The 21,566-nt window shown below is 67.0% G+C and carries 22 protein-coding genes and 1 pseudogene; 17 read left to right on the forward strand and 6 right to left on the reverse strand.

What is annotated here, in order from left to right; genetic code table 11:
* Positions 1–27: 27 nt before the first annotated feature.
* From nuoL to ACFPAH_RS10260, 14 genes are all read left to right on the forward strand, one after another.
* Positions 28–2,091, forward strand: coding sequence for an NADH-quinone oxidoreductase subunit L (nuoL, locus tag ACFPAH_RS10195; protein WP_379744324.1), 2,064 nt, complete (start codon positions 28–30; stop codon positions 2,089–2,091).
* A gap of 22 nt (positions 2,092–2,113) precedes the next feature.
* Positions 2,114–3,625 carry an NADH-quinone oxidoreductase subunit M gene (locus tag ACFPAH_RS10200; RefSeq protein WP_379744326.1) on the forward strand — a complete coding sequence of 504 codons (1,512 nt, stop codon included), beginning with the start codon at positions 2,114–2,116 and terminating at the stop codon, positions 3,623–3,625.
* Positions 3,626–3,640: 15 nt separating this feature from the next.
* A complete protein-coding gene (gene nuoN / locus ACFPAH_RS10205) occupies positions 3,641–5,146 on the forward strand; it encodes an NADH-quinone oxidoreductase subunit NuoN (protein WP_379744328.1) in 1,506 nt (501 codons plus the stop codon).
* 13 nt (positions 5,147–5,159) lie between these two features.
* Complete coding sequence (locus tag ACFPAH_RS10210; protein ID WP_379744330.1) at positions 5,160–5,483, forward strand: DUF2818 family protein; 324 nt, start codon at positions 5,160–5,162, stop codon at positions 5,481–5,483.
* Between the two features lie 64 nt (positions 5,484–5,547).
* Positions 5,548–6,105 carry an NUDIX domain-containing protein gene (locus tag ACFPAH_RS10215; protein ID WP_379744332.1) on the forward strand — a complete coding sequence of 186 codons (558 nt, stop codon included), beginning with the start codon at positions 5,548–5,550 and terminating at the stop codon, positions 6,103–6,105.
* Between the two features lie 3 nt (positions 6,106–6,108).
* Positions 6,109–6,801, forward strand: coding sequence for a hypothetical protein (locus ACFPAH_RS10220; RefSeq protein WP_379744334.1), 693 nt, complete (start codon positions 6,109–6,111; stop codon positions 6,799–6,801).
* Entirely contained in the window at positions 6,798–7,502 is a 705-nt protein-coding gene (ispD, locus tag ACFPAH_RS10225; RefSeq protein WP_379744336.1) for a 2-C-methyl-D-erythritol 4-phosphate cytidylyltransferase, read from the forward strand. The genes ACFPAH_RS10220 and ispD overlap by 4 nt, the downstream gene beginning before the upstream one ends.
* A 32-nt stretch (positions 7,503–7,534) precedes the next feature.
* Positions 7,535–8,044: a 2-C-methyl-D-erythritol 2,4-cyclodiphosphate synthase gene (gene ispF / locus ACFPAH_RS10230; protein ID WP_379744338.1), complete on the forward strand. Its 510-nt coding sequence runs from the start codon at positions 7,535–7,537 to the stop codon at positions 8,042–8,044.
* A gap of 103 nt (positions 8,045–8,147) precedes the next feature.
* Positions 8,148–8,462 carry a DMT family transporter gene (locus ACFPAH_RS10235; protein ID WP_379744340.1) on the forward strand — a complete coding sequence of 105 codons (315 nt, stop codon included), beginning with the start codon at positions 8,148–8,150 and terminating at the stop codon, positions 8,460–8,462.
* A gap of 182 nt (positions 8,463–8,644) precedes the next feature.
* Positions 8,645–9,901 carry an MFS transporter gene (locus ACFPAH_RS10240; RefSeq protein WP_379744342.1) on the forward strand — a complete coding sequence of 419 codons (1,257 nt, stop codon included), beginning with the start codon at positions 8,645–8,647 and terminating at the stop codon, positions 9,899–9,901.
* 2 nt (positions 9,902–9,903) lie between these two features.
* The gene (locus tag ACFPAH_RS10245) at positions 9,904–10,212 is read left to right on the forward strand and encodes a hypothetical protein (protein ID WP_379744344.1); all 309 of its coding nucleotides are present in this window, start codon (positions 9,904–9,906) and stop codon (positions 10,210–10,212) included.
* A gap of 82 nt (positions 10,213–10,294) precedes the next feature.
* A complete protein-coding gene (locus tag ACFPAH_RS10250) occupies positions 10,295–10,849 on the forward strand; it encodes an NADPH-dependent FMN reductase (RefSeq protein ID WP_379744346.1) in 555 nt (184 codons plus the stop codon).
* 120 nt (positions 10,850–10,969) lie between these two features.
* On the forward strand, positions 10,970–11,830 hold the full coding sequence (locus ACFPAH_RS10255; RefSeq protein ID WP_379744348.1) for an ion transporter: 861 nt from the start codon (positions 10,970–10,972) through the stop codon (positions 11,828–11,830).
* A 186-nt stretch (positions 11,831–12,016) separates the two neighbouring features.
* Entirely contained in the window at positions 12,017–12,625 is a 609-nt protein-coding gene (locus ACFPAH_RS10260) for a phasin family protein (protein WP_379744350.1), read from the forward strand.
* A 110-nt stretch (positions 12,626–12,735) separates the two neighbouring features.
* Here the strand turns inward: ACFPAH_RS10260 and ACFPAH_RS10265 are convergent, their stop codons facing one another.
* The 3 genes from ACFPAH_RS10265 to ribA form a co-directional block, all read right to left on the reverse strand.
* Entirely contained in the window at positions 12,736–13,683 is a 948-nt protein-coding gene (locus tag ACFPAH_RS10265; protein WP_379744352.1) for an FHA domain-containing protein, read from the reverse strand.
* Between the two features lie 10 nt (positions 13,684–13,693).
* Entirely contained in the window at positions 13,694–15,175 is a 1,482-nt protein-coding gene (locus ACFPAH_RS10270) for a S1 family peptidase (protein WP_379744354.1), read from the reverse strand.
* Positions 15,176–15,282: 107 nt separating this feature from the next.
* Entirely contained in the window at positions 15,283–15,936 is a 654-nt protein-coding gene (gene ribA / locus ACFPAH_RS10275; protein ID WP_379744356.1) for a GTP cyclohydrolase II, read from the reverse strand.
* 918 nt (positions 15,937–16,854) lie between these two features.
* Between ribA and ACFPAH_RS10280 the strand changes: the two genes are divergently transcribed.
* From ACFPAH_RS10280 to ACFPAH_RS10290, 3 genes are all read left to right on the forward strand, one after another.
* Complete coding sequence (locus tag ACFPAH_RS10280; RefSeq protein WP_379744358.1) at positions 16,855–19,182, forward strand: ATP-binding protein; 2,328 nt, start codon at positions 16,855–16,857, stop codon at positions 19,180–19,182.
* Between the two features lie 224 nt (positions 19,183–19,406).
* Positions 19,407–19,826 (forward strand): hypothetical protein, encoded by a 420-nt coding sequence (locus ACFPAH_RS10285; RefSeq protein WP_379744360.1) that lies wholly within the window; start codon positions 19,407–19,409, stop codon positions 19,824–19,826.
* Positions 19,827–19,943: 117 nt separating this feature from the next.
* Positions 19,944–20,360, forward strand: coding sequence for a hypothetical protein (locus ACFPAH_RS10290; protein ID WP_379744362.1), 417 nt, complete (start codon positions 19,944–19,946; stop codon positions 20,358–20,360).
* 14 nt (positions 20,361–20,374) lie between these two features.
* Here the strand turns inward: ACFPAH_RS10290 and ACFPAH_RS10295 are convergent, their stop codons facing one another.
* From ACFPAH_RS10295 to ACFPAH_RS10305, 3 genes and pseudogenes are all read right to left on the reverse strand, one after another.
* A complete protein-coding gene (locus ACFPAH_RS10295; RefSeq protein WP_379744405.1) occupies positions 20,375–20,668 on the reverse strand; it encodes a hypothetical protein in 294 nt (97 codons plus the stop codon).
* Positions 20,669–20,757: 89 nt separating this feature from the next.
* Positions 20,758–20,892 (reverse strand): annotated as a pseudogene (locus ACFPAH_RS10300) (NAD(P)-binding protein); the annotation flags it as partial.
* The gene (locus ACFPAH_RS10305) at positions 20,889–21,557 is read right to left on the reverse strand and encodes a cupin domain-containing protein (protein ID WP_379744364.1); all 669 of its coding nucleotides are present in this window, start codon (positions 21,555–21,557) and stop codon (positions 20,889–20,891) included. The pseudogene ACFPAH_RS10300 and the gene ACFPAH_RS10305, both read right to left, overlap by 4 nt.
* Positions 21,558–21,566 lie beyond the last annotated feature (9 nt).

The following is a 21,566-nucleotide window of genomic DNA, read 5'->3' on the forward strand; positions in this document are numbered from 1 at the left end:
GTTAAAAAATAACGATTAAGGTTCAACATGGCGGGGCAACTCTCTTCCTCACTCTTACTTGCGGTGCCGCTGGCGCCGCTGGCAGGTTCGGCAATCGCCGGCCTGCTGGGCACCAAGTTCTTCGGTAACGTGGTCGGCCGCAAGGTCTCCCACTCGGCGACCATCCTCGGCGTCCTGATCGCCCTGATCATCTCGGTGCAGACCCTGATGGCGGTGCTCGACGGCGCCAGCTTCAACCAGGACATCTATACCTGGATGCAGGTCGGTACCGTGAAACTGGCGGTCGGCTTCCAGATCGACACCCTGTCGGCGATGATGATGTGCGTGGTCACCTCGGTCTCGCTGATGGTCCACATCTACACGATCGGCTACATGGCCGAGGACGAAGGCTACAACCGCTTCTTCTCGTACATCTCGCTGTTCACGTTCGCGATGCTGATGCTGGTCATGTCGAACAACTTCCTGCAGCTGTTCTTCGGCTGGGAAGCGGTGGGCCTGGTGTCCTACCTGCTGATCGGCTTCTGGTACACCCGTCCGACCGCGATCTTCGCCAACATGAAGGCCTTCCTGGTCAACCGCGTCGGCGACTTCGGCTTCATCCTCGGTATCGGCCTGCTGCTGGCCTCGACCGGCACCATGCACTACGGCGAAACCTTCGCCCAGGCCGACCAGCTGGCCGGCATGACCGTGCCTGGCCTGTCCTGGCCGCTGCTGACCGCCGCCTGCATCTGCCTGTTCATCGGCGCGATGGGCAAGTCGGCCCAGTTCCCGCTGCACGTCTGGCTGCCTGACTCGATGGAAGGCCCGACCCCGATCTCGGCACTGATCCACGCCGCAACGATGGTCACCGCCGGTATCTTCATGGTCGCGCGCATGTCGCCGCTGTTCGAACTGTCGGACGGCGCGCTGTCGTTCGTCATCGTCATCGGCTCGATCACCGCGCTGTTCATGGGCTTCCTGGGCATCATCCAGAACGACATCAAGCGCGTCGTCGCTTACTCGACCCTGTCGCAGCTCGGCTACATGACCGTCGCCCTGGGCGCGTCGGCCTACTCGGTCGCCGTGTTCCACCTGATGACCCACGCCTTCTTCAAGGCACTGCTGTTCCTGGGCGCCGGTTCGGTCATCATCGGCATGCACCACGACCAGGACATGCGTAACATGGGCGGCCTGCGCAAGTACATGCCGATCACCTGGATCACCTCGCTGCTGGGCTCGCTGGCCCTGATCGGTACCCCGTTCTTCTCGGGCTTCTACTCGAAGGATTCGATCATCGAGGCAGTCCATGCGTCGAACATCCCGGGCGCCGGCTTTGCCAACTTCGCGGTGCTGGCCGGCGTGTTCATCACGGCCTTCTACTCGTTCCGCATGTACTTCCTGGTGTTCCACGGCGAGTCGCGCTGGAACCATCCGACGCCGCACAGCCACGGCCACGATTCGGATGCGCACAACGAGGAAGACGACCACGCTCACGCGGACGACCATCACCACCACGGCCTGCAGCCGGGCGACAAGCCGCACGAGTCGCCATGGGTCGTGACCCTGCCGCTGGTCCTGCTGGCGATCCCGTCGGTCATCATCGGCTACCTGGCGATCGGTCCGATGCTGCACGGCGACTTCTTCAAGGACGTGATCTTTGTCGGCGAAAACCACACCGCGATGCGCACCTTGAGCGAAGAGTTCCACGGCGCGATGGCGATGGCGATCCATGGCCTGCAGACGGCACCGTTCTGGCTGGCACTGGCCGGCGTGGTGGCGGCGTACTACTGCTACATGGTCAATCCGCGCGTCCCTGCGTGGTTCTATGCCAAGTTCAAGTTCCTGCATACGCTGCTGGACAACAAGTACTACATGGACGCCTTCAACCAGGCCGTGTTTGCCGGCGGCGCGCGCGCCGTGGGTACCGGGCTGTGGAAAGCGGGCGACCGTGGGCTGATCGACGGCCTGATGGTCAACGGTTCCGCCAAGCTGGTCGGCTGGTTCTCGACGATTACCCGTACTTTCCAGACGGGTTACATCTATCACTACGCGTTCGTGATGATCGTGGGCGTCATGGCGACCCTGCTGTACTTCTTCCCGTTCTGGCGCTAATCACAGGCAAAGAAAAAGACAAATGATGCAGTCTACGATCTCTACATTTCCTCCCTACCTGAGCCTGGCGATCTGGCTCCCGGTCCTGTTCGGCGTGCTCGTGCTCGCCGTCGGGCGCGACACCAACCGCGGCTTCGTGCGCATGCTCGCGCTGCTGGGCGGCGTCGTCAGCTTCCTGCCGACGATCCCGCTGATCACGAACTTCGACAACGCCGCCCACGGCATGCAGTTCTATGAAGTGGCGCCGTGGATCGAGCGCTTCAACATCTTCTACCGTCTCGGTGTCGATGGCCTGTCGCTGTGGTTCATTCCGCTGACCGCGTTCATCACCGTCATCGTCATCCTCGCCGCCTGGGAAGTGATCCAGGAGCGCGTGGCGCAGTACATGGGCTCCTTCCTGATCCTGTCGGGCCTGATGGTCGGCGTGTTCGCCTCGCTGGACGGCGTGCTGTTCTACTTCTTCTTCGAAGCCACGCTGATCCCGATGTTCATCATCATCGGCGTGTTCGGCGGCCCGAATCGCGTGTACGCAGCATTCAAGTTCTTCCTGTACACGTTCTTCGGCTCGCTGCTGACCCTGATCGCGATCATTTACCTGTACAACGTCTCGGGCACCTTCGACATCCAGAAGTGGCATACCCAGGCTTTGACCATGAAGGAACAGATCCTGATCTTCATCGCCTTCTTCATGGCCTTCGCCGTCAAGGTGCCGATGTGGCCGGTGCACACCTGGCTGCCCGACGCCCACGTCGAAGCGCCGACCGGCGGCTCGGTCGTGCTGGCCGCGATCATGCTGAAGCTGGGCGCCTACGGCTTCCTGCGTTTTTCGCTGCCGATCACCCCGGACGCCTCGCACTACCTGGCACCGGTCGTCATCGTGCTGTCGCTGATCGCCGTGATCTACATCGGCCTGGTCGCGCTGGTCCAGAAGGACATGAAGAAACTGGTCGCCTACTCGTCGATCGCCCACATGGGTTTCGTCACGCTCGGCTTCTTCATCTTCAACGACATGGGCCTGCAGGGCGGCATCATGCAGTCGATCTCGCACGGCTTCGTGTCGGGCGCGATGTTCCTCTGCATCGGCGTGCTCTACGACCGCGTCCACTCGCGTGAAATCGCCGACTACGGCGGCGTCGTCAACACGATGCCGAAGTTCGCCGCGTTTGCCGTGCTGTTCTCGATGGCCAATGCCGGCCTGCCGGCCACCTCGGGCTTCATCGGCGAATTCATGGTCATCCTGGCCGCGGTCCAGTTCAACTTCTGGACCGGCCTGCTGGCAGGCACCGCGCTGATCCTGGGCGCCGCCTACTCGCTGTGGATGATCAAGCGCGTGGTGTTCGGCCCGGTCGGCAACCAGCATGTCGCCGAGCTGACCGACCTGAACAAGCGCGAGTTCGCCATCCTGGGTGTGCTGGCCATCGCCACCCTGTGGATGGGCCTGTATCCGGCGCCGATCGCCGAGACCCTGCAGACCTCGGTCACCGACCTGCTGCAACACGTCTCGGTCAGCAAGCTGCCGCAGCTGCCTCAATAAATTGAAATAGACGCCATGAACAACACTTTGCTACCGGCTGTCGACACCAACCTGGTGCCGGTGTACGCCGAAATCTTCCTGCTGATCGCGGCTTCCGCGATCCTGCTGATCGACTTGTACCTGAAGGGGTCGCGCCGTAACGTGACCTACTACCTGTCGCTGCTGACCGTGGTCGGCTGCGCCGTCCTGACCTTCGGCGACTACAGCGCCGGCACGACCGTCTACACCTTCAACGGCATGTTCGTGGCCGACCCGATGGCGAACCTGCTCAAGATGTTCACCTACGTGGCGGTCATCCTGACGCTGGTGTATTCGCGCAAGTACGTCACCGATCGCGGCATGCTGTCGGGTAACCTGGGCGGCGAGTTCTATGTGCTCGCGCTGTTCACGATGCTCGGCCAGATGATCATGATCTCCGGTAACAGCATGCTGTCGATCTACCTGGGCCTGGAACTGATGTCGCTCGCGCTGTATGCGCTGGTGGCGCTGCGCCGCGACCACGCGACCTCGACCGAAGCGGCGATGAAGTACTTCATCCTCGGCGCGCTGGCATCGGGCTTCATGCTCTACGGTATCTCGATGATCTACGGCGCCACCGGTTCGCTGAACGTGACCGACATCGCCGCACGCGCCGCCGCCGGCGGTGCCGACCAGACCATCCTCGTGTTCGGCCTGGTGTTCATGGTGGCCGGCCTGGCCTTCAAGCTGGGCGCCGTTCCGTTCCACATGTGGGCACCGGACGTCTACCAGGGTTCGCCGACCGCCGTCACGCTGCTGCTGGGCGGCGCGCCGAAGCTGGCCGCCTTCGCCATGGTGATGCGCCTGCTGGTCGAAGCGCTGCCGTCGATGGCCTACGACTGGCAGCAGATGCTGCTGGTGCTGGCAGTGCTGTCGCTGGCCATCGGTAACCTGACCGCGATCGCGCAGACCAACCTCAAGCGCATGCTGGCGTACTCGACCATCGCGCAGATGGGCTTCGTGCTGCTGGGCATGATGGCAGGCGTGGTAGGGGACGACACCAGCAACATGCCGGCCGCCTACAGCGCCGCCATGTACTCGTCGATCACCTACGTCCTGACCACCCTGGGCAGCTTCGGCATGATCATGATGCTGGCGCGTTCGGGCTTCGAGGCCGAGCAGATCGCCGACTTCAAGGGCCTGGGCCGCCGCAGCCCGTGGTTCGCGATCGTCATGACCGTCCTGATGTTCTCGCTGGCCGGCGTGCCGCCGATGATGGGCTTCATGGCCAAGTGGGCCGTGCTGCAGGCCGTCGCCAACAGCGGCGCGATCTGGCTGGCCGTGGTCGCCGTCATGTTCTCGCTGATCGGCGCGTTCTACTACCTGCGCGTCGTCAAGACCATGTGGTTCGACGAAGCGGTCGATACCAGCCCGATCGTCACGCCGACCGACATGCGCGTCGCCATGTCGCTCAACGGCATCGCCGTGGTCGTGCTGGGCCTGATCCCGGGCGCACTGCTGGGCGCCTGCCTGCAGGCCATCCAGCTGACCCTGCGCACTTGATGGCGCATCTGTCATGACCGTCTCGCTGGCAGCCTGGCTGGTGATCGCCGTCGCGCTCGCGGCGGCCAATCTCCCGTTCGCCAGCGAGCGCGTGTTCGGCTTCATCTCACTGAAGCCCACGCAAGCTGGGCAGGCGCGCACGAAACCCTTCGTCGCGCGCCTGCTCGAGCTCCTTGTTCTATACTTCCTCGTCGGCGCATGCGCCTGGCTGCTCGAATCGCGCATCGGCAACGTGTTTGCCCAGCGCTGGGAGTTCTATGCGGTGACCGCCTGCCTGTTCATCGTGCTCGCGTTTCCCGGTTTCGTGTACCGCTACCTGCGCAAGCGTAGGGCGTAGGGTGGAGCGGGCGGCGAACCGCTCCACCCTACGGTTTTACGCGCAGCATTCACATTGGAGCGACATGGATTCTCACCTGAAAGAAGTCCGCCTCGACGGCGAGACCGCATACGACGGCAATTTCCTCAAGGTCTCGCGCGACCGCATCCAGCTGCCTGACGGCAGCATCTCGCACCGCGAATACATCCGCCATCCGGGCGCGGTCGTGATCCTGCCGCTGCTCGACGACGGCCGCGTGCTGCTCGAGCGCCAGTTCCGCTACCCGAACGACCGCGTCTTCATCGAATTCCCGGCCGGGAAGATCGATCCGGGCGAGGAGCACCTGGCTTGCGCGCGCCGCGAACTCGAAGAGGAGACCGGCTACACGGCGACCGACTGGCGGTTCGTGTGCACGATCCACAATGCGATCGCCTATTCGGACGAGCACCTCGAACTCTTCCTGGCGCGCGGGCTGACGGCCGGTACGCCGAAACTCGACGCCGGCGAATTCCTCGAGACCTTCACCACCACCGTTCCCGAGCTGCTGGAGATGGTCAAGCGCGGCGAGATCACCGACGTGAAGACGATCATCGGCGCCTTCTGGCTCGAGAAGATCACCAGCGGGGCCTGGTCGCCCGCCTGATCCGTGAAGGTCTTGTTTGCGCTGGCCTTGCTGTGCTGCCTGGCGCCGGCGAGTGCGCGCACGGCCTTCCAGGCGCGTTGCGAGGACAGCATCGCCGAAAGCGTGTCGGTAACGTCCTCGCAACAGGAAGGCTACCGCGTCGACAATACGTATTCCTTCCATGGCCTGTCCGCCCTGAAGGGCGATCGCGCGCCCGGCAGCTATGTGCTGGGGCTGACCCGCACCGAGTCGCGCGTGAGCATCGGGGTGCACGGCGCCATGCTGACCGATCCTTCGAGCGGCTACGAGTGCGTGGCCCCGCGCCTCGAGGTCAAGCTGCGCTACCTGCCGATCGTCGTGTATGTCGGGCGCGAGTTTGCGCCCGGCACCTGCGCCTACCGCGAAATCCTGGCGCACGAGTTGCGCCACCGTGACGTCTACCTCGACTTCCTGCCGCGCGCGGAAAAGGCCGTGGCCGAGGCACTGGCGCGCCGCTTCGGGGGCAAGCCCCTGTACGCGCCGGGCGGCCAGGCGCGCAATATGTTGCAGCGCGAAATCGATACCGGTTGGATGCCTTTCATCAAGCGCGAAATGGGGAAAGTCGAGCGCCTGCAGGCGGCGATCGATACCCCGCAGGAATACGCGCGTCTCGGCAAAGTTTGCGCAGGTGAGGTACAGTCTCTTATCAGACCGGCAAAACGTAAGAAAAAGACATGAATCCCTCAGCACCACGATATTTCGCCCTCATTCCCGCAGCCGGCGTCGGCGCGCGCATGGCGGCGAGCGGACCCAAGCAATACCTGAAAATCGGCGGCAAGCCCATGCTGCGCCATGCGATCGATGCCTTCCTGTTCAGCGAACTGATCGCGCACACCTATGTGGTGGTCAGCCCGGACGATCCCATCATCGATGGCGTGGTCCCCAGCCATGGCGTGACCGTACTGCGATGCGGCGGTGCAACACGGATGGAGTCGGTGCAGAACGGCCTGGCCGCGCTGGCCGGCACACTGCGCGAGAACGACTGGGTGCTGGTGCACGACGCCGCGCGTCCGGGACTGGACGACGCGCTCATCGAAAAGCTCATCACCAGCACCGGCGAGCATCCGGTCGGCGGCCTGCTGGCGCTGCCGGTGGTCGATACCGTCAAGCGCAGCATCGGCGGCGAGGTCGGCACCGTGTCGCGCGAAGGCATGTGGCTGGCGCAGACGCCGCAGATGTTTCGCTATAAACTGCTGCGCGAAGCCCTGGCGGCGGCGCGCGATCCGCGCCAGGTCACCGACGACGCCAGTGCCGTCGAGGCGCTCGGCCTGTCGCCGAAGCTGGTCGAAGGCCACCCGCGCAACATGAAAGTCACCATGCCGGGCGACGTGCGCCTGGCCGAAATGTACCTGGCCACGGCCCAGCCTGAACTACTGTAACGAAATTACTGTCACGAATCCAGCAAACAGATATGTCACTTGCATCCTACAACCCGACTCCGCCGTTTCGTGTCGGCACCGGCTATGACTGCCACCGGCTCGTCGAGGGCCGCAAACTGATCGTCGGCGGCGTGACCATCCCGCACCGGCTCGGCCTGTTCGGCCACTCCGACGCCGACGTGCTGCTGCACGCGATCATCGACGCGCTGCTCGGCGCCGCGGCCCTGGGCGACATCGGCAAGCATTTCCCCGACACCGACCCGATGTTCGCGGGCGCGGATTCGCGCACCTTGCTGCGCGAAGCGGCCACGCGCGTGGTCGCCACCGGCTACACCATCGGCAACGTCGACGCCACCATCATTGCCCAGCAGCCGAAGATGGCGCCGCACATCCCGCACATGGTCTCGCGCATCGCCGAAGACCTGGGCGTGTCGCCGCAGCAGGTCAACGTCAAGGCCAAGACCAACGAAAAGCTCGGCTACCTGGGCCGCGAAGAGGGCATGGCGGCCGAAGCGGTGGCGATGCTGATCAAGGCCGCGTAAGCAGGGCAGGGCGGCGCGCCGTCGATTCTTTCAGGAGGACGACCTCCCCCGCATTGGGACGACACGGTCCGGGACGACCCGGCTCTTTTGAAGGAGAGCCGAAATGGCTTGGATCATGCTGGTTGTGGCAGGGGTGCTGGAAATCGTCTGGGCCTACTCGATGAAACTGTCGGAGGGCTTCACGCGCCTCGGGCCCTCGGTGGTGACGATCGTGATGATGATCGCGAGCTTCGCCTTGCTGTCCCTGTCGATGCGCAGCATTCCCCTCGGTACCGCTTACACCATCTGGACCGGCATCGGCGCCGTCGGCGCCTTTGTCGTCGGCATCGTCATGCTGGGCGAGCCGGTGAGTGCGACGCGTATCCTGGCGGCCGTGCTGATCGTGTCCGGCCTGGTGCTGATGAAGATGTCGTCGTAGGGTGGACTCCCGAGTCCACCGTTGCGGTGGTGCCATGCGACCGCCGCAGCGGTGGGCGGAGCCCACCCTACGCCAGCGTTGCCCCCATCCCGGGAAGGCCGCCCCAAGCAAGCCTGGCGCATCATTGCTAAAATCCCATCCTCGATTCGCGCCGCCCTGTGCGCGGCACCACCAGGATGACAATGAACCCCCATACCGAGATGTCGCCGCGCGCCGCCTGGCTGCTGATCCTGGCTGCCAGCGCGATCCTGATGATCACGATGGGCGCGCGCCTGACCACCGGCCTGTTCCTCTCTCCGCTGAACACGGCGACCGGCCTGGGCGTGGCGACGATCAGCTTCGCGCTGGCCGTCGGCCAGTTCATGTGGGGCGCCTCGCAACCCGTGTTCGGGGCGATCGCCGACAAGTACGGGCCGGCGCGCGTGATCGTGCTCGGTGCGCTGCTGCTGGCGGGCGGCCTGGCCGCGACGCCCTTCGTCGAGTCCGAGTGGGGCCTGCTGCTGACCATGGGCGTGCTGTCGGCGGCAGGGGCGGGGGCCGGCAGCTTCTCGATCCTGATCGGCGCCACGGCCCAGCGCCTGCCCCCGGCGCGGCGCCCGTTTGCTTCGGGCTTCATCAATGCCGGCGGCTCCTTCGGGCAGTTCGTGTTCTCGCCGCTGATGCAGTTCCTGATCGCCGGTCCGGGCTGGATCGTCGCCATGTTCACGATGGCCGCCACCACCTTGCTGACCATTCCGCTGGCCTGGCTGATGAAGGGGAGACGGCCCGCGGCCAGCGCCAGCGTTGCCGCTGCCGGCGCCGCGCCGGTGCTCCCGTCCGGCACCGGCCTGACGGCGCAGCTGCGCAGCGCCATGCGCGACCGCAGCTACCTGTGCCTGCATGCCGGCTTTTTTACCTGCGGCTTCCACATCGCCTTCCTCGTCACCCACTTGCCGGGCGAGGTGGCGCTGTGCGGCCTGCCGGTGGGCGTGGCCGGCACCGCGCTCGGCCTGATCGGCCTGTTCAACATCGCCGGCAGCCTGGCCGCCGGCGCGCTGTCGGCGCGCTACCGCATGAAGAGCCTGCTGGCGCTGATGTATGCCAGCCGCGCCCTCATCGTCGCGCTCTACCTCTTGGCGCCGAAGACGGCGCTGACCTTCTACGTGTTCGCGGCCGCCCTCGGCTTCACCTGGCTGGCGACCGTGCCGCCCACGGCCGGCCTGGTCGGCAAGCTGTTCGGCACGCGCTACCTGGCAACCCTGTTCGGCCTGACCCTGCTGTCGCACCAGATCGGCGGCTTCTTCGGCGCCTGGCTGGGCGGACTCGCCTTTGTGCGCTTCGGCGACTACAGCTGGATGTGGTACGCCGACATCGTGCTCGCGCTGGCCGCGGCGGCGGTCAACCTGCCGATCCGCGAGGCGGCGGTGGTGCGCGCCGGCCCGCCGCCGGCCAAGGCTTGAGCATGGCGCGCGATATCTGGGCCTACCGCGAAGTGGCCGTCCATTCGGTGCCGGACCCGCGCACGGGCCGGCTGCACATCCGCCCGATGCCGGGCCAGGCCTACGCGCCCTCGCTGCGGGTGCAGTGCGCGCGCGCCCTGAGCGACCCCGCACGGTACCCGGCCGGCACCCGCTTCCTGCTCAACGCCAAGCTCACCGACCGCCTGGGCGGCCAGCCTTTCCTGTATGCCTGGCATGGCGACCCGGTCCAGGTGCTCAGCGCGGCCCAGGCCCGCAAATTCCTGGCCGCCTTCCGGCGCGGGCGCATCTGAGGGCCGGCGCAGCTAGTGAACGATGCCTTGCGGCCGGCTGCGTTAGTATCGAAGCTTGTCGATTTCAAGAAAGGAAACCGCAATGGCAACGAAAAAAATCGCAGTCGTGGTAGGCAGCCTGCGCAAGGAATCGTTCAGCCGCAAGCTGGCCAAGGCAATGATGGGCATGGCGCCGGGCAAGCTGGAGATGGAGATCGTCGAGATCGGCGACCTGCCGCTGTATAACGAGGACGTCGAAGCCGCCGGCCCGCCGCCGGCCTGGAGCGCATTCCGCGAGCGCATCGGCGCCGCCGACGGTATCCTGTTCGTCACGCCCGAATACAACCGCTCGACCCCGGGTGCGCTGAAGAATGCGATCGACGTCGGCTCGCGTCCCTACGGCAAGGCGGCCTGGACCGGCAAGCCCTGCGCCATCGTCAGCCAGTCGCCGGGCGCGCTCGGCGGCTTCGGCGCCAACCACCACCTGCGCCAGAGCCTGCCTTTCCTGAACATGCCGGCCATGCCGGGGCCGGAAGCCTACCTCGGCGGCATCGCCTCGAAATTCGAAGGCGAGACCCTGACCGACGAGTCGCTGCGCGGTTTCCTGCAAACTTTCGTCGACAGCTTCGTCGCCTGGGTCGAGCGCCATGCGGACTGACGGCGGACTGACAGCAGACTGGCAGCGGACCAAGAGCGGACCGGAAGCAGGCTGACAGCGGCGGGGCGCGACATGGCAGACAAGGCTGCGCGGCAGGCAAGGCTTGTCCCGGACCCCCGCATGGCCGGGGAGCACGACCAGTTCGGGCGGCCGGAGCACGGCTGGCGCGCGCGGATGCACGAGATCATCTTCGGGATCGACACCCCGGCCGGGCGCCGCTTCGACATCGCCCTCGTCATTACGGTCGTGCTGAGTATCGTCGTGGTGATCCTCGAAAGCGTCCCGGTGGTCCGCCAGCGCCATGCCGCCGTCATGCACGCGCTGGAATGGGGATTCACGCTCCTTTTTACGGTCGAATACGTGGCGCGCCTGGCCTGCGTGCGGCGGCCGCTGCGCTACGCGTCCAGCTTCTACGGCATCGTCGACCTGCTGTCGGTGCTGCCGACCTATATTTCGCTGCTGGTGCCGGGCAGCGGCGCGCTGCTCGATATCCGGGTGTTGCGCCTGCTGCGCGTGTTCCGCATCTTCAAGCTGACCCTGTATCTCGAAGAGTACACGCGCCTCGGACACGCGCTGGCGGCCAGCCGCCGCAAGATCCTCGTGTTCTTGTCGGTGGTGGTGATGGCGATCGTCGTGTTCGGCACCCTGATGTACGTCGTGGAAGGTCCCGAGCACGGCTACACCAGCATCCCGGCGGCAATGTACTGGGCCGCGGTGACGCTGACGACCGTGGGCTACGGCGACATCACGCCGCATACGCCCTTCGGCAAGCTGATCGCCTCGTTCATGATGCTGCTCGGCTGGGGCATCCTCGCGGTGCCGACCGGGATCGTGACGGCCGAGATGACCGCGCAGCACTTCCGGAGCCGGGCAGGGGCCGGCGAGCGCGACTGCGCCTCCTGCGGCAGTGGCGGCCACGACGCGCGCGCCCGCTATTGCAAGGATTGCGGCGCGGAACTGCCCATGCCGGCTCGTCCTTGACGGCGCACCTTTGATTTAGCGCAAACCCGTCAACACCTGCTGCCCTAGCCTTGAGGCTTCGCGCGGAAAGCGGCGTTCCCGCCTGACGGGGCCGGATCTTCCCCCGCGAACTTCCACGTGCGCACACCAGCGTGCTGCGCCGGGAAGACTCATCCTTATAACCACTACCCATGAGCGAGGCAACGCATGTATCCATTTTCCCAGTCCGTAACGCCAGCGGTGCGCACCCACCTGGACGCGCAGACCGCCTTCATGAACGACGTGTCGAAAACGCTGTTCCAGTCTTTCCAGCAGATGTGCGACCTGAACATCAAGCTGGTGCAGACGATGCTCGAGGAAACCACGCTGGCCGGCCAGCAGATGATCACCGCCGACCGCCAGACCGAAGTGCTGAGCGCGGCCGCGTCGCGCGCCCAGCCGGCCGCTGAAAAGCTGCGCGCCTACCAGCAGCACATCTCGCGCGTGGCCGCCGACGCCCAGGTCGAGATGACCCGCGTCACCGAGCAGCACGTGCAGAACACCACCCGCACCGCGCGCCAGCTGGCCGACGAAGTGGCGCGCACCGCTTCCGAGGAAACCGAGCGCGGCCTGCGCAAGCAGCAGGAAACCATCCAGCGCTTCACCGATCCGTTCTCCGCGGGCGGCCATGGCGGCAACGGCCAGGCAAGGCAGGGCAACGGCAGCGCCGGCGCCACCATGCAGAGCGCCGACCAGGGCGCCAGCCAGGGCGGCTCGCAAAGCGGTTCCATGCAGCGCAGCGAACCTGGCCCCGGGGCCAAGGGCGCCCACGCCTGAGAGCCATACCGGCCGCTGACGCCGCGTGCGCAAGCATGCAATGGCGCGACAGCGGCCACCCTTGAACGACGGGGCGCGGCAACCGGCCGCGCCTCGCAGCTCAAACGCTCTTACTCTTCTTCCAGGCGTTCGCGGTCGAGTTTCTGCTTCATGCCTGCCACGTCTGCCATGAATTCGTCCACGCTGGCGTCCGGCGTGAAGCGCATGTCGGGCGGCAGCAGCACCGACATGTAGAGCTCGTCGGCAAGGCGGCCGTTGCGCTGGTCGTTACTGATCAGCACCAGGCCCGAACCGAGCAGCGCCAGCGCCGCGCAGATCAGGGCGAAGCGCTTGCGCGGCTCGGGCTTGACCGTCCGCAGGTGGAAGTACACCATGCCGGCCACCAGCAGAATCGCCACGTGCGAGCCGTAGCGGGTGAACACCTCGATCGACCAGGCATAGCCGACGGCGCTGGTCACCAGCCGGAACGCCATCAGGGCGGCAACGCCGCAGCCGAAAATGAACAGGTGGCGCCCGAGGCGGGCGTGGCGCCCGAACAGCCGGTTGCCGAAGGCCCACAGGCCGCTCCACACCAGGCCGGCGCCGAGGCCATAGGCGAGCGCCAGCAGGTAGCGGAAGGGCCGGTAGGGCTGGGTGTCGGCCAGCCACATCGTAAACAGCGCCACGAGCGCCGTGAGCAGGGCGCCTGCCAGGCCCGGCAGCGCGCCTTCCCAGCCGTGCATGGTGCGGTCCGGCAGTTCGTTCGGCACCGGGAAGCCGGCGGCGCGCACGCGCAGCGTGGTGTGCCCGAGCCGCACCACGGTATTGCCGCTCAGGGGCAGCCGGGCGCTGCGCCGCCCGGCGTGCACCACGCCGTTGCGGGTGCCCAGGTCGCGCAGCACCAGCTCGCCGTCCGGCCCGGCTTCGACCACCGCGTGGCGCGGCGCGGCGTAGGGGTCGTCGAGGATGTAGTCGTTGTCGTAGCCGCGGCCGATGTGGATCGGCAGCGCATCGACCCGGTGCCGGTGCAGGACGTCGCCGTTGCGGGCGAGCGTTTCGATGAACCACGGCCCCGTCATGCGCCGCCCTTCATAACTTCCCACTGCGGCCGAGCCCGTTGAGGAAGGCGCGCGTGACGCGCATGCCGTTTTCGTAGGACACGCCGGCCACGTCCAGCCGGCTCTGCAGGCTGGCCTGCGGGTTGTCGGTGCTGGCCGTGAGCACGGTGAAGTTGTACAGCCCGGGAAACTTGCGGTAGGCGCGCACGCAGGTGACGGCGCGCATGGACAGCGTGTTCGAGTGCACGAAGCCCTCGCTGCATAGCGGCCCGGTCAGGCGGGTGTCGCGCGTGTTGCCGAGGCGGTCGACCGCGAACTGGCTGCTGGCCAGGGCCGCGAAGCGCAGCGGGTGCAGGGTGGCCGAGCGCAGGTACTGGTGGGTCATCGACACGGCGCCGGTCTGCTGGGTGTCCGAGACGTAGATGGCCGATTCCGTCGCGCAGCTGAGCGAATCGGCGCTGAACGAGGTCCCGGCCTTCACGTTCGAGCGGCCCCAGCAGCGAAGCTGCCCCGACTCGCGCACCGGCACCCGATAGGGGCCCATGCTCTTGATCGACAGCGGGGTGTCGAGCAGGCGCCCGACCATGGCGCGCTGGTGCGCCAGCAATTGCTCCGCGATGAGCGGGTTGAAGTCCTTCGGCGGCGCACCCTGGGCCGCCACCTTGCGCAGCAGTTCCTGCGCGTACTTCACCGGCACCAGGAAGCTGACCGCCTCGCCGTCGCGCCGCTTGGAGACGTTGATGCCGGCCACGGTGCCGCTGGCGGTCACGCTGGGTCCGCCGCTCATGCCCGAATTGATCGGCCCGCCGAACATCAGCTGGTCGTAGAAGCTGCGGCTGACCACGCCGTTGTAGGCACCTTCGGAAATGGCGAAGCCGAGGTCGAGCGGATTGCCGAGCGAGTACAGCTTCTGTCCCTGCAGCAGCCGCGCCGGTTCTTCCGGCACCTTGAAGAAGCCGGTGCCGCTGCGGCCCACGCGCAGCACCGCCAGGTCGTGCAGCACGTCGACGGCCAGCAGTTCGACCGGACCGTGGCGGCCGTCGGTGTCGACGTATTCGCCGGCATACACGTCGGGATCGAGCGCCATCTGCGACACCACGTGGTAATTGGTCACTACCAGGTTGCTTTCGCCGACGAGAAAGCCCGAGCCGACCGTCGACTGGGTGCGCCCGTTACGCAGCAACATGCGTATCTGCAGCAGGTCGGACTGCGCCGACGAATACAGTTCCTGCGCGGCCGAGGACGGCAAGGGGAGGGCGGTGCTGTTGTCGTCGGTTTCGCCGGGGCCGGGCGCGGGCGGGGTGGCGGCCGGCGGGCTGTCCGGCGGCACGGCGGTGGGCGGCACGACGCCTGGAGGCACCACGGCGGGCGGCACAGTCGGGGGCACCACAGTGGGCCGGGCGGCTTGCGAGGCCGCGGTGCGTAGGTCCCTGGCCGTGGGCTTGTCGGCCGTCGGTGCCGCCGCCGATGCGCCCAGGCAGGACAACAGGAGGAGGCTGGCGAAGCGTTTCATGTCGATGGACGAATCACCGGGCCCGGGCCGCACGCGCGAACCGGGCAGGATGACAGGATGCGATGTTAAGCGCTATCTTGCCACCATACTAACTTCTCTGCAGGACGTTACAGTTCGCCATCTTCCGCGACGGCGTCCAGCTGCGGCGTCATCATGTGGCCGAGCTTGGCCTGTTTGGTGTCGAGGTAGCTGTTGTTGAAGGCATTGCGGTTCACCAGCAGCGGCACCCGCTCGACGACTTCGATGCCCAGGCGCGACAGGGCGTCGATCTTGCGCGGATTGTTGGTCATTAGCTTGACCTGCCCGATGCCGAACTGCTCGAGCATCGGCCGGCACAGCTCATAGTTGCGGGCGTCCGCATGGAAACCCAGCGCCAGGTTGGCTTCGACCGTGTCGGCCCCGGCTTCCTGCAGGCGGTAGGCGCGGATCTTATTCACCAGCCCGATGCCGCGCCCTTCCTGGCGCAGGTAGAGCAGCACGCCGCGGCCTTCGGCGGCGATGCGCTTCAGGGCGCCCTCGAGCTGGGCGCCGCAGTCGCAGCGCTGCGAGAACAGCACGTCGCCGGTCAGGCATTCGGAATGGACGCGCGCCAGCACCGGTTCGCCGCTGCCGATATCGCCCAGCGCCATCGCCAGGTGTTCCTTGCCGGTCGCATGCTCGACGAAGGCATGCAGCGTGAACTGGGCCCAGGGCGTGGGCAGCGCGCACGAGGTGACGTAGTCGAGCAGGGAGTCGGAGGCAGGCGTGGTGATGTCGGACATGCTGTGGTCTTGGTGCGGATGGTTGTAGCCGGTAAGTATAAGAGAAAACCGGCGCGGCTGTGCGGGTTGGGCTTCGGCCGGCCTCGCGGCGGCGGCATGTCGAGAAGCGGAGCCGAGATAAAGAGCGTCTGACAAAACCGCCATGGCCGCGTTGCAGCGCCTCGCGGTACCCTCGGGAACAGGAGCTATTCCCTCAATCGCATCCAGGCAGGCCAGATTACTGTCGAGGAGGCCCGTTCTCGGCAGTCAGAACGATATCGAAACGGCTATCAGAACCCGGCGCATACGATGGGGACTACTTCGACGTGTTGAACTACGGCCGAGTTTTCCCCAGTATGGAGGTTGACCCGTTCGATACAGGTCGACGGTAGTCATCTCTGGCGCTCTTTGGAGCATGTCCTGGATGGCGTCGGGGCGAAAGGGCCACAACCAAACCCATCCGCTTCCAGCTGGCGGACGGCGGCATCGATCGCGATACCGGGTTGGACAAGTGCATGCACCTGTTTGGCGAACCGTTCATCGTCTACCGTGTAGCAACCGGTAACGCACACCAGGCATACCCCGCTGAAGATAAATTTGATCACCGATTTGGTCCGCTTCGCGCCGATCGCGGAATACGCTGAGTGTCCGCCGACGACCGTCCGTGTTCAATGTCCGCTCTTGCTTTGCGCTTGTTTTGAGCAAGTGCACGAAAAGCAGACCTCCGTAATGCCCAGTGTACGCGGCAACTTGCTGTTATGACAAGCACAAGCCGTGTTCAGGCGGCAAGGAAACACCCGGCATTCCCGGCTGCTTTCCAACCCGTCCTGGCGCGCACTCGGCTTCCCCGTGTTGCGGCACACGCACTTGCGCCACACCAGCAGTCGCTCGCGCAGGCCCGGCGTGCTACTCTTGCGCTACGGCAAATCTTTCCATCCCATGAACCACGAAATACCTCCTCCTGCCGCAGCGCCTGCGGGCACTGTTCCCCCCCGCCCGCGGCGCCGCGGGCTGCGCAGCCTCGGCAGCTGGCTGGCGCTGGCGTTCTCGCTGCTGTCGATCCTGCTGACGGTGCTGCTGGTCGAAGTGGTCGACATCGCCGCCAGCCGCCAGGTCGAGGAGAGCATCGGCCACGGCCTGGGCGAGCTGGCGCTGCAGACCGCCGACAAGCTCGATCGCGGGATGTACGAACGCCATCGCGAAGTCGGGCTGCTGGCGCAGCGGCGCGACCTGTCGCCTTCGACCTCGGATGTGGCGGCGCGCCGCGAGGTGCTCGACGGCATCCAGGATTCCTATGGCTTCTACGACTGGATCGGCATGGCCGGCATCGACGGCAAGGTCCAGGTCGCGGGGCGCGGCCTGCTCGAGGGCGTGGACGTCAGCGCCCGGCCCTGGTTCCGCAATGCGCTGCAGGGCATCAACGTGGGCGACGTGCACGAGGCGGTGCTGCTGGCCAAGCTGCTGCCGCAGGAGAATGGCGAGCCGCGCCGCTTCGTGGACGTCGCCTTCCCGTATGTCGACGCCGGCGGCAAGACGATCGGCGTGCTCGGCGTCCACCTGTCGTGGAAATGGGCACGGGCGGTCGAGCGCTCGGTGATCGCGCCGGTGGCGGCGCGCGGCAAGATCGACGCCCTGATCGTCGGCGCCGACGGCAGCGTGCTGCTGGGGCCCAAGAACCTGCAGGGCAAGAAGCTCGACCTGGCCAGCCTGCGCGCCGCGCGCGGCCAGGATACCGGTTACCTGGTCGAGGACTGGCCCGACGGCCAATCCTACCTGGTCGGTTTCAGCCGCAGCCGCGGCCGCGAGAGCTATCCGGGCCTGGGCTGGACGGTGCTGGTACGGCAGACGCTGGGCGAGGCCTATGCGCCGGCGCAGGCGCTGCGCCAACGGGCGCTGGTCAGCGGTGTGCTGCTGGCGCTGCTGTTCTCGATCGTGGGCGTGGTGCTGGCCCGCTACATTACGCGGCCGCTCGGCAGGCTGGTGGGCGACGCCCAGCGCATCGGGCGCGGCGAAAGCCTGCCCTTGCTGCCCGGGGCCGGCAGCTACACGGAGGTCAATACGCTGTCCGAGACGCTGAACGCCCTCGTGAGCGACCTGGTCAAGCGGCGCCAGGAACTGCAGGGCCTGAACACCACGCTCGAGGCGCGGGTCGAGGCGCGTACCCTGGAGCTCGAACGGGCGCTGGTGGCGGTGCGGGCCAGCGAGCAGCGCATCGGCGCGATCGTCGAGGCGGCGCAGGACGCTTTTGTCGGGGTCGACCTGCGCGGGCTCGTGACCGACTGGAACTCGGCGGCCGAGCGCATGTTCGGCTGGAAGCGCAGCGAAGTGCTGGGCTGGCCGATGGTCGAGCTGATCGTGCCGCAGCGCTTCCGCCCGAGTACCTACCGGGCCATCGAAGGCGTGCGCGCAACCGGCCACAGCCCGCTGCTCGAGCGGCGCGTCGAACGCCTGGTGATCAATCGCCACGGCGAGGAATTCCCGATCGAGATGACGGCGGGCCTGGCCAGCGGCGGCGACCAGACCTTCTTCGCGGTCTTCCTGCACGACATTTCCGAGCGCAGGAAGGTCGAGCGCCTGAAAAGCGAATTCGTCGCGACCGTGTCGCACGAGCTGCGCACGCCGCTGACCTCGATCCGCGCCTCGCTGTCGATGCTGGCCGACGGCTTCGCCGGCGAGCTGCCGCCCGACGTGGCCGGCCTGATCGCGATTGCCCACCAGAGCGCCGAGCGCCTCGTGCGCCTGGTGAACGACGTGCTCGACCTCCAGAAGATCGAGGCCGGCGGCATGCAGTTCGAGCGCCGTCCGCAGCCGCTGCTGCCGGTGGCCGAGCAGGCGCTCGACGGCATGCAGGCCTTTGCGGCGGAAAACGGCGTCGCACTGCGCCTCGCATGCCCTGAACCGGCGCGCGCCCTGGCTGCCGTGATCGACCGCGACCGCCTGGTGCAGGTGCTGACCAACCTGCTGTCGAATGCGATCAAGTTTTCGCCGCGCGGCGGGGCCGTGACCTTGACCCTGGAGGCGATCGGGGAGTGCGCGCGGCTGGCGGTGCGGGACGAGGGCAGCGGCATTCCGCAAGCCTTCCAGGCGCGGGTGTTCCAGCGGTTCGCCCAGGCCGACGGGGCCGACACCCGGCAGAAGGGCGGCACCGGGCTCGGCCTCTCGATCAGCAAGAGCCTGGTCGAGGAACACGGCGGCAAGATCAGCTTCGAAACGGCGCCCGGCAAGGGCACGACGTTCCGGGTAGACCTGCCGCTGGCAACGGCCTGAGCGCGGCCGCCGGGCCGCTTCATGTCGCGCCGTTCTGATTTTGCGCGATCCGAGACTGTTTCGTCATGCCTGTGCCCGTCTCCTTGCAGGCGGCGAACGCCGTCCTACACTGGATCATCCGCGCTGCGCATCGCCGGCGGCGCGGCTCTCCAACGGCTCGACATCACGCTTTCCCGCGCGACGCCTGTCCCGAAGGCCTCCTGTTGCTTCGTGAAGGAACCATCATGCGTCCCCTTTCAATCACGCTTTCCGCGTCCCTGCTGGCGCTCGCCGCTGGCGCCGGCGCCCAAGACCTGCCGTATCCCCACGATACGGCGTCCACCTCGACCGTCCAGGTCAGCGCCCCGGCCCGCGGTACCTGGGTCCGGCCCGAGCAGGCACAGCTGATCGCCGGCTCCTACGACATGTCCAACGGCTGGCACATGAAGGTACGCACTGCGCCCCGTTACATCGACGCGACCATCGACCAGCAAAAGCCGATCCGCCTGATCGCCGTCGCGCCCTACAAGTTCGTCTCCGGCGACGGCAGCGTCACCATGAGTTTCAACGAGGGCAACTGGGGCGACGAAATGTCGATGAGCTACATACCCGACCGGCGCACGGCCCAGGTCGTGGTCCTGTCGTCGCGGATGGCGCAGCGCTGAGGATGCGTCGCTTGCTTACAGATTGACACTTCTCTTACAGCCGGCGACAGCTTTCTGCCGCGTTCGCTGACACACTATGTTCATCAATACATCGTGTTCATGCAACCGGAGGAAACCATGCGATTTGCCAAGCACACCATCGTGCGCGCCGGCGCCATACTCGCCTTGACTGCCGCGTCGGCGTCGGCGTTTGCCCAGAGCGCCGAATACCGGCGCGGCTACGAGGACGGCTTTGCCGCCGGCCAGCGCGCCGCCTTCGACGATCGCGGCCGAGGCCAGGGTCATGGCTGGGGACGGCTGCGCATCGACGAAGCCGTGTATGGCGCCCGCGGCGCGGTCTGCGACGCGCGCCGGGCCGTGCGCCAGGAGGCCGAGCGCAACGGCGGCGCCGTCGTCGCCGGCAACCACCTGTGCGGCGACCCGGCCTACAAGGTGCCCAAGCGCCTGGACATCGTCTACCGCTGCGGGGACGATGCGCCGTTGCGGGTCAGCGCCCGCGAAAACGATACGCTGCGCCTGACCTGCCGCCGCTGATCGCGCCGCGCAGGCTACAGGCGCCGTGCCAGCGCCGCGACCCCAAGGGCCGCGGCGTCGACCGCGCCGGCCAGGTAGCCGGGGAAGGGCTGCGACCATTCGCTGGCGATGCCGGCCAGGCGGCCTGCCCACGGCCCCGCGGCGATGCCGGCCTCCGGCGCCGCCGCGTGCCCGCCGGCCGGGTCCAGGTCGGCGCGCGTGCTGGTGAGCGGGTCGGCAGCCCAGTCCTTGATGAACTCGGCCTTCGGGCTGGCCGCCTGCGCGCCGAACAGGCGCGCCAACTGGGCGCGGCAGTGGGCGCGCAGCACCTCGCCCGCGAGCCCGGCACGTAGATCGCCGGCCAGAACCAGGTCGGGCCGAGGTCGACGCGGTCGCGCGCGTCCGTGCGCGGCGCCGACAGGATCCGGCCGCCCAGCGTGCCCCGCGCCTCGAACAGCACGTAGTCGAGCCCTTGCCGTTCCAGCAGCCAGGCGGCATACAGGCCGGCCAGGCCGCCGCCGACGATCGCAATGCGCGCTTCGCGCATGCTCATGGCTGCGCCGCAAGGCCGGCCAGGTGCCCCGTCTTCAGGTAGAAGGTGGCGCCGGCCGGTCCCGCCAGCAGTGCCGGCCAGGCGCCGGCCGGCAGGCGGATCCAGGAGCCGCGCGGGCAAGCGCGTCCTTCGAACAGGAGCGCGCCTTCCAGCACCAGCAGTTCGGCGCCGCCGATCTCCTGCTCGAACAGGACGGTGTGCGGCGCCACGCGCTGCAGGCAGACCTGTTCGCCGTGGCCCGCGAACAGCGGGCAGATGGCGCGCTCGCCGCGCTGCTGCCAGGAAGAGGGCGCGCGCGTGTCGATCCGCACCGGACGATCCTCGCCGGGCGGCATCTGGCGCAGCTTGACGAAGATGAGGGCGCCCTCGCGGCTCGACGGCTGGTGCGAGGAGTCCGGCGGATTGCGCAGGTACCAGCCCTCCGGGAAGTCGTCCTGCTCGTCCGAGAAGGTGCCGGACAAGACCAGGATTTCCTCGCCGCCCGGATGCGCGTGGCGCGGGAAGCTGGACCCGGGCGCATAGCGCACGATGCTGGTGGCGCGCGCCTGCTCGGCGCCGATCCGGTCGAGCATGACGCGCTCGACCCCTGCTTGGGGCGACGCGACCCAGTCGTACCGGTCCGGCGTGACGGCGACGGCGCGCGAAAAATCTGCATTGACCAGCATGGCGTGGCT

The sequence above is a fragment of the Massilia sp. GCM10023247 genome, from assembly GCF_042653325.1.
In the GTDB taxonomy this organism is placed as follows: Bacteria; Pseudomonadota; Gammaproteobacteria; order Burkholderiales; family Burkholderiaceae_D; genus Telluria.

Bases quoted from the DNA above. Each gene is read 5' to 3' on its own strand.
- ACFPAH_RS10265 (WP_379744352.1), bottom strand. From the start codon at position 13,683: ATGACGGGGCCGTGGTTCATCGAAACGCTCGCCCGCAACGGCGACGTC.
- ACFPAH_RS10270 (WP_379744354.1), bottom strand. From the start codon at position 15,175: ATGAAACGCTTCGCCAGCCTCCTCCTGTTGTCCTGCCTGGGCGCATCG.
- ACFPAH_RS10245 (WP_379744344.1), top strand. From the start codon at position 9,904: ATGGCGCGCGATATCTGGGCCTACCGCGAAGTGGCCGTCCATTCGGTG.
- ACFPAH_RS10260 (WP_379744350.1), top strand. From the start codon at position 12,017: ATGTATCCATTTTCCCAGTCCGTAACGCCAGCGGTGCGCACCCACCTG.
- ACFPAH_RS10285 (WP_379744360.1), top strand. From the start codon at position 19,407: ATGCGTCCCCTTTCAATCACGCTTTCCGCGTCCCTGCTGGCGCTCGCC.
- ispD (WP_379744336.1), top strand. From the start codon at position 6,798: ATGAATCCCTCAGCACCACGATATTTCGCCCTCATTCCCGCAGCCGGC.
- ACFPAH_RS10255 (WP_379744348.1), top strand. From the start codon at position 10,970: ATGGCCGGGGAGCACGACCAGTTCGGGCGGCCGGAGCACGGCTGGCGC.
- nuoN (WP_379744328.1), top strand. From the start codon at position 3,641: ATGAACAACACTTTGCTACCGGCTGTCGACACCAACCTGGTGCCGGTG.
- ribA (WP_379744356.1), bottom strand. From the start codon at position 15,936: ATGTCCGACATCACCACGCCTGCCTCCGACTCCCTGCTCGACTACGTC.
- ACFPAH_RS10240 (WP_379744342.1), top strand. From the start codon at position 8,645: ATGAACCCCCATACCGAGATGTCGCCGCGCGCCGCCTGGCTGCTGATC.
- ACFPAH_RS10280 (WP_379744358.1), top strand. From the start codon at position 16,855: ATGAACCACGAAATACCTCCTCCTGCCGCAGCGCCTGCGGGCACTGTT.
- ACFPAH_RS10250 (WP_379744346.1), top strand. From the start codon at position 10,295: ATGGCAACGAAAAAAATCGCAGTCGTGGTAGGCAGCCTGCGCAAGGAA.
- nuoL (WP_379744324.1), top strand. From the start codon at position 28: ATGGCGGGGCAACTCTCTTCCTCACTCTTACTTGCGGTGCCGCTGGCG.
- ACFPAH_RS10290 (WP_379744362.1), top strand. From the start codon at position 19,944: ATGCGATTTGCCAAGCACACCATCGTGCGCGCCGGCGCCATACTCGCC.
- ACFPAH_RS10210 (WP_379744330.1), top strand. From the start codon at position 5,160: ATGACCGTCTCGCTGGCAGCCTGGCTGGTGATCGCCGTCGCGCTCGCG.
- ACFPAH_RS10235 (WP_379744340.1), top strand. From the start codon at position 8,148: ATGGCTTGGATCATGCTGGTTGTGGCAGGGGTGCTGGAAATCGTCTGG.
- ispF (WP_379744338.1), top strand. From the start codon at position 7,535: ATGTCACTTGCATCCTACAACCCGACTCCGCCGTTTCGTGTCGGCACC.
- ACFPAH_RS10200 (WP_379744326.1), top strand. From the start codon at position 2,114: ATGATGCAGTCTACGATCTCTACATTTCCTCCCTACCTGAGCCTGGCG.
- ACFPAH_RS10305 (WP_379744364.1), bottom strand. From the start codon at position 21,557: ATGCTGGTCAATGCAGATTTTTCGCGCGCCGTCGCCGTCACGCCGGAC.
- ACFPAH_RS10215 (WP_379744332.1), top strand. From the start codon at position 5,548: ATGGATTCTCACCTGAAAGAAGTCCGCCTCGACGGCGAGACCGCATAC.